General features: G+C 73.4%; 9 protein-coding genes and 1 pseudogene. 4 read left to right on the top strand and 6 right to left on the bottom strand.

What is annotated here, in order from left to right:
• Positions 1-184 precede the first annotated feature (184 nt).
• Positions 185-1,063, bottom strand: coding sequence for an alpha/beta fold hydrolase (locus ACIDOF_RS22550; protein WP_409007905.1), 879 nt, complete (start codon positions 1,061-1,063; stop codon positions 185-187).
• A gap of 256 nt (positions 1,064-1,319) precedes the next feature.
• Between ACIDOF_RS22550 and ACIDOF_RS22545 the strand changes: the two genes are divergently transcribed.
• Positions 1,320-3,365, top strand: coding sequence for a BTAD domain-containing putative transcriptional regulator (locus tag ACIDOF_RS22545; RefSeq protein WP_409007821.1), 2,046 nt, complete (start codon positions 1,320-1,322; stop codon positions 3,363-3,365).
• A 110-nt stretch (positions 3,366-3,475) separates the two neighbouring features.
• Here the strand turns inward: ACIDOF_RS22545 and ACIDOF_RS22540 are convergent, their stop codons facing one another.
• Together ACIDOF_RS22540 and ACIDOF_RS22535 are read right to left on the bottom strand one after the other, a co-directional pair.
• Entirely contained in the window at positions 3,476-4,390 is a 915-nt protein-coding gene (locus ACIDOF_RS22540) for a hypothetical protein (protein ID WP_409007820.1), read from the bottom strand.
• An 86-nt stretch (positions 4,391-4,476) separates the two neighbouring features.
• Complete coding sequence (locus tag ACIDOF_RS22535; protein ID WP_409007819.1) at positions 4,477-5,007, bottom strand: MaoC family dehydratase; 531 nt, start codon at positions 5,005-5,007, stop codon at positions 4,477-4,479.
• A 219-nt stretch (positions 5,008-5,226) separates the two neighbouring features.
• Here ACIDOF_RS22535 and ACIDOF_RS22530 point away from each other — a divergent pair, with 219 nt between their 5' ends.
• From ACIDOF_RS22530 to ACIDOF_RS22520, 3 genes are all read left to right on the top strand, one after another.
• Positions 5,227-5,796 carry a GNAT family N-acetyltransferase gene (locus tag ACIDOF_RS22530; protein ID WP_409007818.1) on the top strand — a complete coding sequence of 190 codons (570 nt, stop codon included), beginning with the start codon at positions 5,227-5,229 and terminating at the stop codon, positions 5,794-5,796.
• 42 nt (positions 5,797-5,838) lie between these two features.
• Positions 5,839-6,645 carry an alpha/beta fold hydrolase gene (locus ACIDOF_RS22525; protein ID WP_409007817.1) on the top strand — a complete coding sequence of 269 codons (807 nt, stop codon included), beginning with the start codon at positions 5,839-5,841 and terminating at the stop codon, positions 6,643-6,645.
• Positions 6,646-6,803: 158 nt separating this feature from the next.
• Complete coding sequence (locus ACIDOF_RS22520) at positions 6,804-8,063, top strand: aminotransferase class I/II-fold pyridoxal phosphate-dependent enzyme (RefSeq protein WP_409007816.1); 1,260 nt, start codon at positions 6,804-6,806, stop codon at positions 8,061-8,063.
• Positions 8,064-8,213: 150 nt separating this feature from the next.
• Here the strand turns inward: ACIDOF_RS22520 and pulA are convergent.
• From pulA to ACIDOF_RS22505, 3 genes and pseudogenes are all read right to left on the bottom strand, one after another.
• Positions 8,214-10,799 (bottom strand): annotated as a pseudogene (gene pulA, locus ACIDOF_RS22515) (pullulanase-type alpha-1,6-glucosidase); the annotation flags it as partial.
• 442 nt (positions 10,800-11,241) lie between these two features.
• On the bottom strand, positions 11,242-12,306 hold the full coding sequence (locus tag ACIDOF_RS22510; protein WP_409007815.1) for a LacI family DNA-binding transcriptional regulator: 1,065 nt from the start codon (positions 12,304-12,306) through the stop codon (positions 11,242-11,244).
• The gene (locus tag ACIDOF_RS22505) at positions 12,294-13,952 is read right to left on the bottom strand and encodes an alpha-amylase family glycosyl hydrolase (protein ID WP_409007814.1); all 1,659 of its coding nucleotides are present in this window, start codon (positions 13,950-13,952) and stop codon (positions 12,294-12,296) included. The genes ACIDOF_RS22510 and ACIDOF_RS22505 overlap by 13 nt, the downstream gene beginning before the upstream one ends.
• Between the last annotated feature and the right edge of the window lie 50 nt (positions 13,953-14,002).

The raw sequence follows: 14,002 nt of genomic DNA, 5'->3' as shown, positions 1-14,002 counted from the left end.
TTCGGGATTGGCGCTCCGATTAGCGCTCCGATTGGTGCTTCGGGGTTGTTGAGGAACGTACCGGTGGGAGTCGGGGGTGCCCAGATTCCGGGTGGCCCCCTGGGTCGGGGTTATGGGGGCGCGGGAGGAGACGGGGACGGGTGGTGCCGGTCAGCGAGTGAGGACGGTCAGCGGGTGGGGGGAGTCAGCGGGTGAGGAGGGTGCGGAGGGCTCGTACGACTTCCTTCGGGGACTCCTCCGCCATGAAGTGGCCGCAGGTGACGGTGGTGTGGGTGAGGTCGTCGGCCCAGGCGGCCCACAGGGCTTCGGCCTCGTAGCCGAGGGCGGCGCCCCAGTCCTGTTGGAGGACGGTGACGGGCATGGTGAGGCGGTTGCCTGCTGCGCGGTCGGAGCGGTCGTGGGCGGTGTCGATGCCGGCGGAGGCCCGGTAGTCGGCGACGATCGATGGCACGGCGGCGCGGGAGGCGGCGAGGTAGGCGGCACGCACGTCGTCCGGGAGGGCGGACGGGTCCTGGGTCCAGACGTCGAGGAAGTGCCCGAAGAACGTGTCCGCGCTCGCCTCGATCATCGCCTCCGGCAGGCCGGGCGGCTGCGCCATCAGGTAGAGGTGGAAGCCGACGGCCGCCGAGGTGCCGTGCAGGGCGTCCCACATCTCGAGGGTGGGCAGTACGTCGAGGCAGGCCAGGTGGGTCACGGCCTCCGGGTGGTCGAGCCCGGCGCGGAAGGCGACGAGGGCGCCCCGGTCGTGCCCGGCGAGCGCGAACCGCTCGTGGCCGAGCTCGCGGGCGAGGGTCACGATGTCCTGGGCCATGGTGCGCTTGGCGTACGTGTGCTCGTCGGCCTCCGCGGGTTTGTCGCTGGCGCCGTATCCGCGCAGGTCGGGGCAGATGACGGTGTGGTCGGCGGCCAGGTCGGCGGCGACGTGCCGCCACATCAGGTGCGTCTGCGGGAACCCGTGCAGCAGCACGACCGGCGGGCCCTCGCCGCCGACCGCTGCGGCCAGCCGCACCCCCTCGGCGACGGGAACGAGTTCGTGGCGGAAGCCGGGGAGGGAGGGGGTTATCGGGGTTGCCGGGGTTGTCGCGGTCGTGGGGGTCGTGGGTGTCGTACCGGTGCGGGGCATCGTGGTGCCTTTCTGCTGGTCCGGCGCGTGGGCCGAGGGGCGGACGAGGGCCGACAGGGTCAGCTTGGGTGGCGTGGATGAGCGATGGATGAGCGATCCGAGCACGCGGGGCGGGGGCCTGGCGCTGCACGCGTCCGGGGGCGGTTGTCCGGGAGGATGGTCGGAGTTCGCGCACCACGGAAGGACCTTCACCGGCATGCACGTCAGCTTCGGAGTGCTCGGGGCCGTCGCCGCCTGGGACGAGGAGCGGCAGCCGCTCGCGCTGAGAGGGCCGCGGCATCGGGCCGTGCTCGCCCGGCTGATCGTGGCCCGCCGCCGCGTCGTCCCCGTGGCGCGGCTCGTCGAGGGCCTGTGGGAGGAGCCGCCGAGGGACGCGACGGGCACGGTCCGTACGTTCGTCGCCGCGTTGCGCCGTGCCGTCGAGCCGGACCGGCCGCCGCGGGCGCCGGCGCGGCTGCTCGTGACGGAGGGGCCGGGGTACGCGCTGCGGGCCGGGGCCGGTGATGTGGACGCGTGGCGGTTCGAGCAGGCGGTGGGCGCGGTCCTCGACGGCACTCCCCCGGCCGCCGCGGTCGGTGTGCTCGGGGAGGCGCTCGACCTGTGGCGCGGCCCGGCGTACGCGGACTTCGCCGAGGCGCCGTGGGCGCGTACGGAACGCGGTCGCCTGGCCCAACTGCGGTTGCAGGCCGTCGAGTTGCGGGCCGAGGCGCGCCTCGCGCTCGGTGCGCCGGGGCAGGCGGTGGCGGAGCTGGACGCGCATGTGGGTGAGCATCCGTGGCGGGAGGAGGGCTGGCGGCTGCTGGCGTTGGCGCTGTACCGCTCGGGTCGGCAGGGCGACGCCCTGGCCGTGCTGCGGCGGGCCCGCGCCCTGTTGCAGGAGCAGCTCGGCGTGGACCCGGGGCCTCGGCTGCGGCGGCTGGAGGAGGACGTGCTGCGGCAGGCCGAGCATCTCGACCCGGACGCGGCGGGCTCGGCGGCGCAGGTGTGGACGGGGGCGGCGAGCGCGTACGAGAGCCATGTGGCGCCGCGGGCGCGGATCCAACTCGAGTCCAGCGTCGGCCTGTTGCGGGATCTTGCCGTCACCGGCGGGGGCGGGCTGGTGGCGGCGCGGCGGCATCGGCTCGCGGCGGTCGCGGCGGCGGAGGAGTTGGGCGATCCGGAGCTGACGGCCCGGGTGATCGGGCGGTACGACGTGCCCGCGCTGTGGACGCGGTCCGACGACCCCGAGCAGTCGCGCCGTCTGGTCGCCGCGGCCGAGCGCACACTGCGCCGGTTGCCCGTGGACGGCGGTACGGCGGCGGCGCGGTGCCGGTTGCTCGCCACGATCGCGGTCGAGTCGCGGGGGTTGCTGCCGCCGCTGCGCTCGCCCGAACCGCCCTCGTCGGTCGCCCGCCCGGACGGCGGCTCAGGGAACGCGGGGAGTTCCCGGCCGTTGCAGGCGGCCCGTCAGGCGGAGGCGTCGGCGCGTGAACTCGGCGACGCGGCACTGCTGTTGTTCGCCCTCAACGGCACGTTCATGCAGAGCTTCCAGCGGACCGGGCTCGCGCCGCGCAGGGACGCGGTCGGGGCGGAGATCGTCGAGCTGTCGGCGCGGCACGACCTGCCGCGGTACGAGGTGCTCGGCCACCTGGTCCGGGTGCAGGCGCGGGCGGCGCTCGCCGACCTGGCCGGGGCCGACCGGCATGCCGCGGCGGCCGACGGCCTGGCCGCGCGCCACGATCTGCCGCTGGTGGCGGTGTTCACCACCTGGTACCGGGCGCTGCGCACGGCGATGACGCAGCCTGCCGACGCGGCCCGCGCCGCCTACCGCGAGGCCGCCCGCACCCTCGAAGGCGCCGGGATGCCGGGCCTGGCCGAGGGGTTGCCGCCGTTGGCGCTGCTCTCCGTCGACGTCCTGCACGGCACGGAGCCCTCGGTCGGCCTGGACGCGGAGTGGGGCCCGTACGAGCCGTGGGTGCGGCCGTTGCTGCTTGCGGAGCTGGGGCGGTTCGACGAGGCGCGTGCGGCCTTGCGTGCCGCGCCCGCGCCGCCGCGCGATCTGCTGACGGAGGCGTTGTGGTGCGTGCTCGGCCGGGCGGCTCTGCTGGTCGGCGACCGTACGTGGATGCGCCGGGCTCACACCCACCTCGCACCGGCCGTGGACGAGCACGCGGGCGCGGGCAGCGGGTTGCTGACCTTCGGTCCGGTGGAGCGTCAACTCGCCGAGCTGAGCGGGGAGTTGAGGCAGACCGGCGTGGGCTGACCGGAGCGCGCGGTCGGTGTCGCGTGCTGCGCTGCCGGGTGGGCCGGAGTGGGTGCGCCCGTCCCCCGTTGGTGCGGGCGTCGGTCCCGTCCGGGCCGTGACCGTACGCGTCAGGCGTCCGCGGCGGCCTTGGCCTTCTCTCCGGTCGGCTCGGCGGGAGCAGGCGCGGTTGCAGGGGTTGCGGAGGTTGCGGAGGTTGCGGTCGCGTCGCCGGCCGGGGTTGCGTCGGCGGTCGCGGTGCCGAACCAGACGGCGCCCTGCTTCTCCTCGCGCTCGATGGCGCCCTTGCGCAGCAGGCCGTTGAGGGCGTTGCGCACGGACTGGGTGCTGGAGGCGCGCTCGGGGTGCTTCTGCTTCAGCTCGTCGAAGATCTCGCGCACCGTGCGCCGCTCCGGGGCGTGCACGCCGAGCAGACCGGCGATGACGTCCTGCAGGGTGGGGCCGCCGGGCGTACGGGCAGCGCCGTTCTTCGCGGCGGTGGCGGCGGACTTGGGGTCGGCCACCTCGGGGTTGGCGGACTGCTTGCCCTTGGCCGGAGCCTTCGCCGCGGTCTTGGTGGCGGACCTCGCCCCACCCTTGGCCCCGGCCTTGGACTCCGGCTTGGCTGCACTCTTGGCCGTGCTCTTGGCCGTGCTCTTGGGTGCGGCCTTCTTCGCGCTCTTCGGCTTCGCGCTCGTCGGCCTCGCGCTCTGCGGCTTCGCACTCTTCGGCTTCGCCGCCGCCGTACCCGTCGAGGAAGCGGGCTTCTTGCGGGGGCGGCGCTGGCGCGGCACCGACTCGCCGACGGCGGTCGCCGCGGTGGTGGAGGCGGGAGGCTCCGCCGTGGGTGTGGGCGTGGGTGTGGGTGTGGGCGTGGTCTCGTGGCCGAGTGCCGCGAGCATGCCGCTCAACGCCGCGTGGTCGTCGCGGAGTTGGGCGAGGCGCGCCTCGAGTTCCTTCTGCTCCTGCTCGTTACGGGCCAACTCCTGCGCGAACTGCGGGGCGTACCGGTCCTGGACCGAGGAGGTGACGTTGTCGTCAGACACAACGGCTCCCTTTCGTCGAGTTGTTGGAGACGTGTGCGGATGCTACTCACGCGGATGCGCCCGCCGTCCCCAGAACGGGGATTACCTCACCCTTGCGCGGTGCGGGAGTTGAGGTTTGCGCGCCCCTGCACCGGCCGCCGTCGGAAGAAGTTGGTCGCCGTCAGCGTGAGTACGGGCTCGTCGCGCTGGTTGAGCACCTCGATGCCCACGCGTACGACGCCTCGATCGGGCTTGGAGGCGGAGACGCGGGCGTCGAGGACCGTCGTACGGATGGCCAGGGAGTCGCCGGGGCGCACCGGCTGAACCCAGCGCAGCTCGTCGACGCCGGGCGAGGCGAGGCCGGCCACCTTGCTCACGAAGTGGTCGGCGTACAGCCGCATCATCACGGCCGACGTGTGCCAGCCGCTCGCGATCAGGCCCTTGAACGGGCCGTCCTCGGCGGCGTCCGGGTCGGCGTGGATGTCCTGCGGGTCGAAGCTCCGGGCGAAGTCGACGATCTCCTCCTCGCTGAGCGTGATCCGGCCGTAGGTGTACGTGGATCCGGGGACGTAGTCCTCGTAGTACCGGTCGTCGACGGGCGTCGGGAAGTCCTCGCCCGGCGGGATCGGAGCCGTCATGTGGCCTGCCTTCCTGAGGAGTTGGCGGCCCGGGGCGGCGGGCCGGGAGGTCGGAGACGCGGACGGCGGCAGTCTCTCACCGGACACGCTCGCACCGGTCACGCTCGCACCGGACACGCTCGCACCGGACACCCTCGCAGCGGTCACAATCTCGCCCCGGCGCTCTCCCCGCTCGTGAGAAGATCGGCCGCTGATCCGGAACCAGGGGTGGGGAGCGGGATGTTCACGAGGTCGTTGGGGGATGACGGTGCGGTGCTGTGCCCGCTGGAGCCGTGGCAGGCCGGGGAGTTCCTCGAACACATCGACCGGGGGCGGGAGTTCATCGGCCGCTACAACGGACTCCCGGACGTCGTCACGGACTTGGCGTCGAGCCGGGCCTATCTGCAGGCGTACGCGGAGAAGACCCGTACCGACTCCGGGCGGATCTGCGGCATCCGGCTCGCGGACGGGAAGCTGGTCGGCGCGGTGATCCTGCGCACCCTCGACGTGGCGCAGGGCGTCGCCGAGGCGGGCTGCTGGCTCGAACCGGCCGCGGCGGGGCAGGGTCTGGTGACGCGGGCGGCGCGGCTGCTGATCGACTGGGCGGTGGAGGAGCGCGGCGTGCACCGCGTCGAGTGGTGGGTCGTCGCGGCGAACGCGCCGAGCATCGCCGTGGCCCGGCGCCTCGGGATGAGCCGTGACGGTGTTCTCAGGGAGCACTACCTCTACCGCGGTGAGCGGCACGACATGGAGATCTGGTCCGTGCTCGCCCCGGACTGGCGGGCCTTCCACGCCCGCAGCACCACCTGACGGACCCGCACCATCCAGCGCCGAACAGAAACGGGATTCACCATGCGCAGTGCCGAAGTGACCGCCGAGGGCGACCGCATCCGTTGGGTCGAACTGCCGGGCGTGCAGGGGCACACGGAGCCGGCCCGCGTGTACCTGCACGGGCTGGGCGCCAGCTCCCCCGCGTACTTCGCGGACGTCGCCGGCCGTGCCCCGCTCGCCGGGCGGCGCTCGCTGCTGCTCGACCTGATGGGGCACGGCATCAGCGACCGGCCCGAGCACTTCTCGTACTCCCTGGAGGCACACGCGGACGCCGTGGCGGCGGCCCTGCGGGCGGCCGGTGCGGCGGGCGCACCGGGAACGGCGCAAGGGGCCGAGGTCGTGGCGCACAGCATGGGCGGCTCGGTGGCCGTCGTGCTCGCGGCCCGCCACCCTGACCTGGTGTCGCGGCTGGTCCTGGTCGACGCCAACCTCGATCCGCTGCGGCCCGAGCGCGGCGCCCTCGGCAGCCGGGACATCGCCTCGTACGACGAGGAGGAGTTCCTCGCGGGCGGCTGGGCGGAGGTGCGGGAGCGGGCCGGGGAGCACTGGTGGTCGACGATGCGGCTGGCGGGGCGGCGGGCCCTGCACCGCAGCGCGGTCTGCCTGGTGCGCGGGTCGACGCCGACGATGCGGGAGCTGCTGCTCGGCCTGCGCGTGCCGCGCGCGTATCTGCACCCCGAGGCGGACGGGCCCCTGCCGGGCGCGGCCGGGCTCGCCGCGGCCGGGGTGTCGGTGGTGGCTGTCCCGGAATGCGGGCACAACGTGATGCTGGACAACCCGGAGGGTTTCGTACGGGCCACCGCGGCGGCGCTCGCCTACGAGGGCTGAGCGCACAGGGAGTTGGGGCCGGGCGGCGGGCGGAGGCCGGGCCGTGGCCTGCCGGGGCGCCGGGCGGGTGTCTCAGCACGTGAGAAACGACCTGGCCACCGACCGGTGCGCTGCGGGTATCGTTCGCGCCGCAAGCCGACCCCGGAGGGAAGCAGTACATGTCCACGCTCCCGCAGTCCAGCAGCCCGGCCATCGACCGTGAGCGGGCCGCCGCAGACTACGCGGCCCTGCTCGACCGTTCACTCTCGCTGAACCTGACCCGCGGCAAGCCCGACCCGCGCCAGCTGGACCTGGCCGGAGCGCTGCTCGACTGCGACCTGTCCGAGCACACGGCGGAGGACGGCACGGACTGCCGCAACTACGGCGGGCTCCAGGGCCTGCCCGAGCTGCGGGAGATCTTCGCCGGGCCGCTGCAGGTGCCGGCCGGGCAGCTCGTGGCGATGGACAACTCCAGCCTGGCCCTGATGCACGACACGATCGTGCACGCCCTGCTCAGCGTGCTGCCGGGCGCGGAGCGCCGCTGGGCCGACGAGCCGGACATCGCGTTCCTGTGCCCCGTGCCCGGGTACGACCGGCACTTCGCGCTGTGCGAGCGGTTCGGCATCGAGATGATCCCGGTGCCGATGACGGCCGAGGGCCCCGACATGGACGTGGTGGCCGAGCTGGCCGGCGGCGATCCGCGGATCAAGGGCATCTGGTGCGTGCCGAAGTACAGCAACCCCTCGGGCATCACCTTCAGCGACGCGACGGTGCGCCGGCTCGCCGAGATGGAGACGGCCGCGCCGGACTTCCGGATCTTCTGGGACAACGCGTACGCGATGCACCACCTCACCGAGGAGGAGGTCGAGGTCGCCGACCTGCTCGCGGCGTGCGCCGACGCGAGCCACCCGGACCGGGCGTTCGTCTTCGGCTCCACGTCGAAGATCACGTTCGCGGGTGCGGGCGTCGCGTTCTTCGGCTCCTCGCCCGCGAACGTGGACTGGTTCCTGAAGCACGCGGCGAAGCGCACCATCGGCCCCGACAAGCTGAACCAGCTGCGGCACGTGCGGGTGCTGAAGGACACCGACGGCGTACGGGCGCACATGGCCCGCCACCGCGAGCTGCTCCGCCCCAAGTTCGACCTGGTCGAGCGGATCCTGCAGCAGGAGCTCGGCGGTACGGACCTGGCGTCCTGGTCGCGGCCGCAGGGCGGGTACTTCGTCACGCTCGACGTCCGGGACGGGCGGGCCCGTGAGGTGGTGCGGCTCGCCGCGGAGGCCGGGGTCGCGCTGACGCCCGCGGGCGCTTCGCATCCGTACGGGCGTGACCCGCAGGACAGCACGATTCGCATCGCGCCCAGCTATCCGAGTCTGGAGGAGCTGGAGGAGGCCATCACGGCGTTGACGGTCTGCGTGCGGCTCGCTTGCGCGGAGCAGTAGGGCTTGAGCCCTGACCCGTCCGGCGCCGTCGGCTCGGGCACCGCAGTCGCCCTGCGGGCTCGTCCTCAAACGCCGGACGGGCTTGTTCCGTTCCCCTCCCCGCGCACGTCCTCAACACCGGACGGGGCGGATAGGCATCGGCGGGCCAGGTCAGCCGCGTTGGAACACCGCCACCGTCCTGCCCGGCACCGTGAACGTGCCCGAACTCTCGTCGTAGCGGGACGACTTGACCGTCTTGTCGGCGCCGGACGCCTGGACGGGGTGGAGGGTGTAGCTGGTGCCCGTCGCCGAGGACACCCGCTGGTGCTGTTGCTCCGGGGTCGCGTTGAAGACGATCACCAGGTCGCCGAGGGTCATCGTGATCACCCCGGGCGTCTCGGCGGTCGTGCCGGACAGCGGGAAGGCCAGCTTGCGCTGCACCTCTTCCGTCGTCGCGAGCTTGAACTCCGGTGCCGTGCTGCGGATCTTCAGGAGGTCCCGGTACGCGGCGGACGTGCCGTTGATGTCCGCGCAGCCAGGCGTGACCGCGGCGGCGGAGAGCAGTGGTTTGGCGTACGGCCACTTGTCCTTGTTGTCCGCCGCAGGCGGCAGCCCGCGCCCGAAGCCGTTGCCGTCGCGGCAGTCCCAGTGCAGGGCGTTGAACCAGTCGCCGCTGTCGTACGAGTTGCGGTCGAGGGACTTGGAGCGGAGCAGGTCGGTGCCCGCCTGGGAGAGGGCCGGGCCCTGGGACAGGGCCGCCGTGGCCATGGCGAGGACCTGCATGCGGGCGCGGTCGGCGGGGCCGGTCGTGGCGGGCAGTTTGAAGGCGAGCGCGTCGTACAGGGTCTCGTTGTCGTGCGCGTCCGCGTAGGCGAGGGCGTCGCCCGGGTCGGCCGCGTACCCGGCGGGCGCGCCGTTGTAGTCGACCTCGGAGCCCTTGACCGTACGGCCCGACGAGTCGGTGAACGTGTAGCCCGCGAGGTTGCCGGTCAGGCCGACCTTGATGAGGTCCTGGTAGTGCAGCAGGCGGGCCTTCTGTTCGGCCGGAGTGCCGTTCGCCTGCGAGGAGTTGGGGTCGGTGAACAGTCCGCTGGCGAAGCCCTGCACTCCGGGGTCGGCGTCGAAGGGGCCGCCGCCGCGGACCGCGTCACGCGCGCGGTCGGAGAACGTGGCGACGCCGGTGCCCGCCATGTTCTGCTGCGTGGCCTGCTCGAACCGGGCGTCGTTCGCGATCTCGCCGAAGTTCCAGCCCTCGCCGTACAGGATGATCTTCTTGCCGTCGACGCCGTCCTTCTCCAGGGTGAGCTCGTCCAGGGCCTTGCGGACGGCGAGGATGTTGGCCTTCGGGTGGTGGCCCATGAGGTCGAAGCGGAAGCCGTCGACCTTGTACTGCTTCGCCCACGTGACCAGCGAGTCGACGACGAGTTTGCCCATCATGGCGTTCTCGGGTGCGGTGTTGGCGCAGCAGGTGGAGGTGGCGACGGTGCCGTCCTCCAGGAGCCGCTGGTAGTAGCCGGGCACGATCTTGTCGAGCACCGACTTGTCGGCCTGCCCACTGGCGACGGTGTGGTTGTAGACGACGTCCATGACGGTGCGCAGGCCCGAGCCGTTGAGGGCCTGCACCATCTGCCGGAACTCCACGGTGCGGCGCGTCCCGTCGGGGTCGGAGGCGTACGAGCCCTCCGGCACGGTGTAGTGCAGCGGGTCGTAGCCCCAGTTGTACGCGTCCTTCGCGGCGGTCTTGCCGACGCAGGCCTGCTGGGCCTCGGAGTCGGGGCCGTAGGACGCCAAGTCGCAGTCGGGGGCGGCCTGTTGGTCCTTGCGCTCGGGGATGGTGCCGATGTCGAAGGCCGGCAGGAGGTGCACGTACGAGGTGCCGGAGCGGGCGAGGGCGCGCAGGTGCTTCATGCCGTCGGAGTCCGCGTCGGTGAACGCCCGGTATTCGCCCGGGTGTCGGTTGGTGGGGTCCTCGACGGAGAAGTCGCGGATGTGCAGCTCCTGGATCTGCGCCTCGCGGGCCGGGGCGGCGGCGGGCTTGTGCAGGGTGTTCCAGCCCTTCGGGGCGAGCGCCGGGTCGTCGAGGTCGACGGCGAGGCTGCGCTCGGAGTCGGCGGTGAGCGCGGTGGAGTACGGGTCGGTGACCTTGTTGGTGACGACCTTCTGCACGCTGGGCGCCCACACCTTGACGACGTACCGGTACGCCTTGCCGGTCCAGCTCGCGGGGCCCGTGGCGGTCCACACGCCGGAGTCGGCGTCGCGGCGCATGGGCACGGTGCGCCCGCCGATCTCCAGGGAGACCTGCTGTGCGGTGGGCGCCCACACGGCGAGGGTGGTGCGGCCCGCCGCGAAGCTCGGGCCTAGCGTGGCGCGGGTGGCGCGGGCGCTGTACAGGTCGTCGAGGACGCCCTGGGTCTGCACGCCGGTGGCGGCGACGAGGGCGCCGTCGGCGGAGTGCCGGGTGGCGACGAGCTGCCCGGTGAGCGCGGCGCGCACCCGGTCCTGGTCGCGCGGGTCGATGCGGAACGCCGCATAGTCCTTCAGGTGCGGGTACTTGGCGCGCTGCGCATCCGTCAGGCCGCCGTCGACGGGGGTCAGGCGGATCCGCTCGGCCGCGCCTTCGAGGGCGCCGTCCCGCACGGTCAGGCCGCCGTCGGGCGCGTACCGCAGGGCGTGCACGGCGCCGTCGGCCGAGCCTGCGGGCTGCCAGGCGAGGGTGTCGCGGTCGATCCACTGGGCCGCGGACTTCGTCACGTCGAGGGGCGCTGCCGCGGTGGCCGCCGCCGGGGCGGTGAGCGGGGCCGCGGTGGCGGTGAGGGTGAGGGGCGCGGCCGTGGCGAGCAGGGCGAGGGCCACGGTCGCGGCGGTGCGACGACGGGGTGAGCCGGTCACGGGATTCTCCTCAAGGGGTGGAGTCGTGGGGTGGACTCAGGAGGCAGGGGGAGGGCGGCCGCCCGGCATGCGGGGACATGGATGGGCCGGGCGGCCGGTCTGTGGGGTGCGGCCCGCTCAACTGCGGTCGCACGGACGGGACTTCACACGTACTGTTCGCAAGTGCTGTGCAAGTTCTTTCGCAAGACATTGCATCGGTGTTACGTTCCCGGGGCAGAGACTCCGGTCCGGCCGGCCGAGAGCCCCGCGAGGGGCCCTACGCGCCCGGCCGGCCGGGCCGGTCACCTCTGCCGATGCCGGTACGGGCGGTTCACGCCCGGGCGCGGCCGGCCGTCGAGCCGCGTACGACCAGCTCCGGCTGGAAGACGAACTCGGTGCGCTGCACCGGGTTTCCGTCGATCTCCTCGAGCAGCGCCCCGACCGCCGCCGTCGCCATCGCCTGCACCGGCTGGCGGACCGTGGTGAGCGGCGGGTCGGTGAACGCGATCAGCGGCGAGTCGTCGAAGCCCACCACCGACACGTCGCCCGGCACGGACAGGCCGCGCTCGCGGACCGTGCGGACCGCGCCGAGCGCCATCAGGTCGCTGCCGCACACCATCGCCGTACAGCCCTTGTCGAGCAGTGCGGCCGCGGCCGCCTGGCCGCCCTCGACGGTGAACAGGGTGCGCTCGACGAGGAGTTCGGCCTCGGCGGGGCCGACGCCGAGCAGCTCGTGCAGTGCCGCCGCGAAGCCCTCGGCCTTGCGGCGCGACGGCACGTACCGCGTCGGCCCCACCGCGAGGCCGATCCGCTCGTGGCCGAGGTCGACGAGATGCCGTACGGCCATGCGGACCGCGGAGCGGTCGTCGGAGGAGACGCAGGAGACCGGGATCTGCTCGTTGAAGCCGTTGATGAGCACGAACGGCGTGCCGCGCTGCACCAGTTCGCGGTAGCGCGTCGGATCCGCGGACGTGTCGGCGTGCAGGCCCGACATGAACACGATGCCGCTGACGCCGCGCGCCTCCAGATGGCCGACGAGCTCGTCCTCGGTGGCGCCGCCCGGCATCTGCGTGCAGAGCATCGGCGTGTAGCCGTGCCCGGCCAGGACCTGCTCGATGACCTGCGCGAACGCCGGGAAGATCGGGTTGGTCAGCTCCGGGATCACCAGGCCGACGAGGCCCGCGCTGCGGCGTTTGAGGCGTACGGGGCGTTCGTAGCCGAGGACGTCGAGCGCGGCCAGGACCCGGTGCCGGGTGGCGGCCGCGACACCCGCGCGGCCGTTGAGCACCCGGCTCGCCGTGGCCTCGCTGACGCCCGCCTGCACGGCGATGTCGGCGAGCCGCGGCGCGGCGGTCCGGACGACGGCCTCCGCCTTGGGCAGGGTCACACCGCCCACCAGACGGCGGTGTCGCCGGGCAGCAGCACCTCGCCGCCGGCCACGTCGACCGACTCGGCGCTGGAGAGCAGGACTTGGCCGGGCGCGGGCAGACGTACGGCCTCGCTCGTGGTGTTGACGGTGCAGGCGAAGCCGGGCCGGGCGAAGGCCAGGACGCCGTCGGGCGTGTCCAGCCAGTCGACCGACTCGCCGGCGCCGAGCCCGGGCTGTGCGCGGCGCACGGCGAGGGCGCTGCGGTACAGCTCCAGGGTGGAGTCGGGGTCGCCGGTCTGCGCCTCGACGCTCAGCTCGCCCCAGCCGTCCGGCTGCGGCAGCCAGCTGCCCCCGGCCCCGAAGCCGTACGAGGAGCCCTCGACGGTCCACGGGATCGGCACCCGACAGCCGTCACGGAAGCCGTCCTGGCCGTCGGCGCGGTGGAACGACGGGTCCTGGCGCACCTCGTCGGGCAGGTCGGTGACGTCGGGCAGGCCGAGCTCCTCGCCCTGGTACAGGTAGGCGGAGCCGGGCAGGGCCAGCATCAGGAGGGTGGCGGCGCGGGCGCGGCGCAGGCCGAGGGCGCGGTCGCCGGGGGTGCGCAGCTGGGTGCCGCCGCCGGGCGGGTTGGCGAGGCGGGTGGCGTGCCGGGTGACGTCGTGGTTGGAGAGCACCCAGGTGGTGGGGGCGCCGACGGGGCGCATCGCGGCGAGCGAGCCGTCGATGACGGCGCGCAGTTCGGCTGCGTCCCAACTGGTGCCCAGGTACTGGAAGTTGAAGGCCTGGTGCATCTCGTCGGGCCGGACGTAGAGCGCGGTCCGCTCGACGGTGGGGGTCCATGCCTCGGCGACGAGGACCCGATCGCCCGCGTATTCGGCGAGGACCTGGCGCCAGCTGCGGTAGATCTCGTGCACGCCGTCCTGGTCGAAGAACGGCATGGAGTCGTTGCCGAGGAGCTTCAGCTGGTCGGCGCGGCCGATGTCGGGCAGCCCGTCGGCCTTGACGAGTCCGTGGGCGACGTCGACGCGGAATCCGTCGACGCCCATGTCCAGCCAGAACCTGAGGATGGAGCGGAACTCGTCGCGTACGGCGGGGTGTTCCCAGTTGAAGTCGGGCTGCTCGGGCGCGAAGAGGTGCAGGTACCACTCGCCGTCCTCGACGCGGGTCCAGGCGGGGCCGCCGAAGATGGACTCCCAGTCGTTGGGCGGGAGTTCGCCGCTGACGCCCTTGCCGGGCCGGAAGTGGTAGCGCTCGCGCAGCGGGGAGCCGGGGCCCTCGGCGAGGGCGCGCTTGAACCACTCGTGCCGGTCGGAGGAGTGGTTGGGCACCAGGTCGACGATGACGCGCAGGCCCAGGTCGTGGGCGTCGCGGAGCAGCGCGTCGGCGTCGAGGAGGTCGCCGAACATCGGGTCGATGGTGCGGTAGTCGGCCACGTCGTAGCCGCCGTCGGCCTGCGGGGACGCGTAGAACGGGCTGAGCCAGACGGCGTCGACGCCGAGGTCGCGCAGGTGCGGCAGGCGGCTGCGGATGCCGGCGAGGTCGCCCATGCCGTCGCCGTCGCCGTCGGCGAAGCTGCGCGGGTAGACCTGGTAGATCACGGCGTGGCGCCACCAGTCGGACCGCTGGGCGGTGGTGTCGGGGGCGGCGGCAGGGGCAGCGAGATGCTGGGTCATGACTTCCCTGGGTTTGTGTGGGGCGGGCGGTGCGTCGGCGTCGTGAGGTG

It is taken from the genome of Streptomyces sp. Da 82-17 (assembly GCF_046098215.1).
GTDB lineage: Bacteria > Actinomycetota > Actinomycetes > Streptomycetales > Streptomycetaceae > Streptomyces.
Note: the sequence above shows the minus strand (reverse complement) of the source record. Positions and strands in the feature narration are given on the sequence as shown.

What these genes read in the sequence shown, in the direction of transcription:
- ACIDOF_RS22545 (WP_409007821.1), top strand. Translation starts at nt 1,320, where the DNA reads ATGCACGTCAGCTTCGGAGTGCTCGGGGCCGTCGCCGCCTGGGACGAG.
- ACIDOF_RS22535 (WP_409007819.1), bottom strand. Translation starts at nt 5,007, where the DNA reads ATGACGGCTCCGATCCCGCCGGGCGAGGACTTCCCGACGCCCGTCGAC.
- ACIDOF_RS22530 (WP_409007818.1), top strand. Translation starts at nt 5,227, where the DNA reads ATGTTCACGAGGTCGTTGGGGGATGACGGTGCGGTGCTGTGCCCGCTG.
- ACIDOF_RS22525 (WP_409007817.1), top strand. Translation starts at nt 5,839, where the DNA reads ATGCGCAGTGCCGAAGTGACCGCCGAGGGCGACCGCATCCGTTGGGTC.
- ACIDOF_RS22520 (WP_409007816.1), top strand. Translation starts at nt 6,804, where the DNA reads ATGTCCACGCTCCCGCAGTCCAGCAGCCCGGCCATCGACCGTGAGCGG.
- ACIDOF_RS22505 (WP_409007814.1), bottom strand. Translation starts at nt 13,952, where the DNA reads ATGACCCAGCATCTCGCTGCCCCTGCCGCCGCCCCCGACACCACCGCC.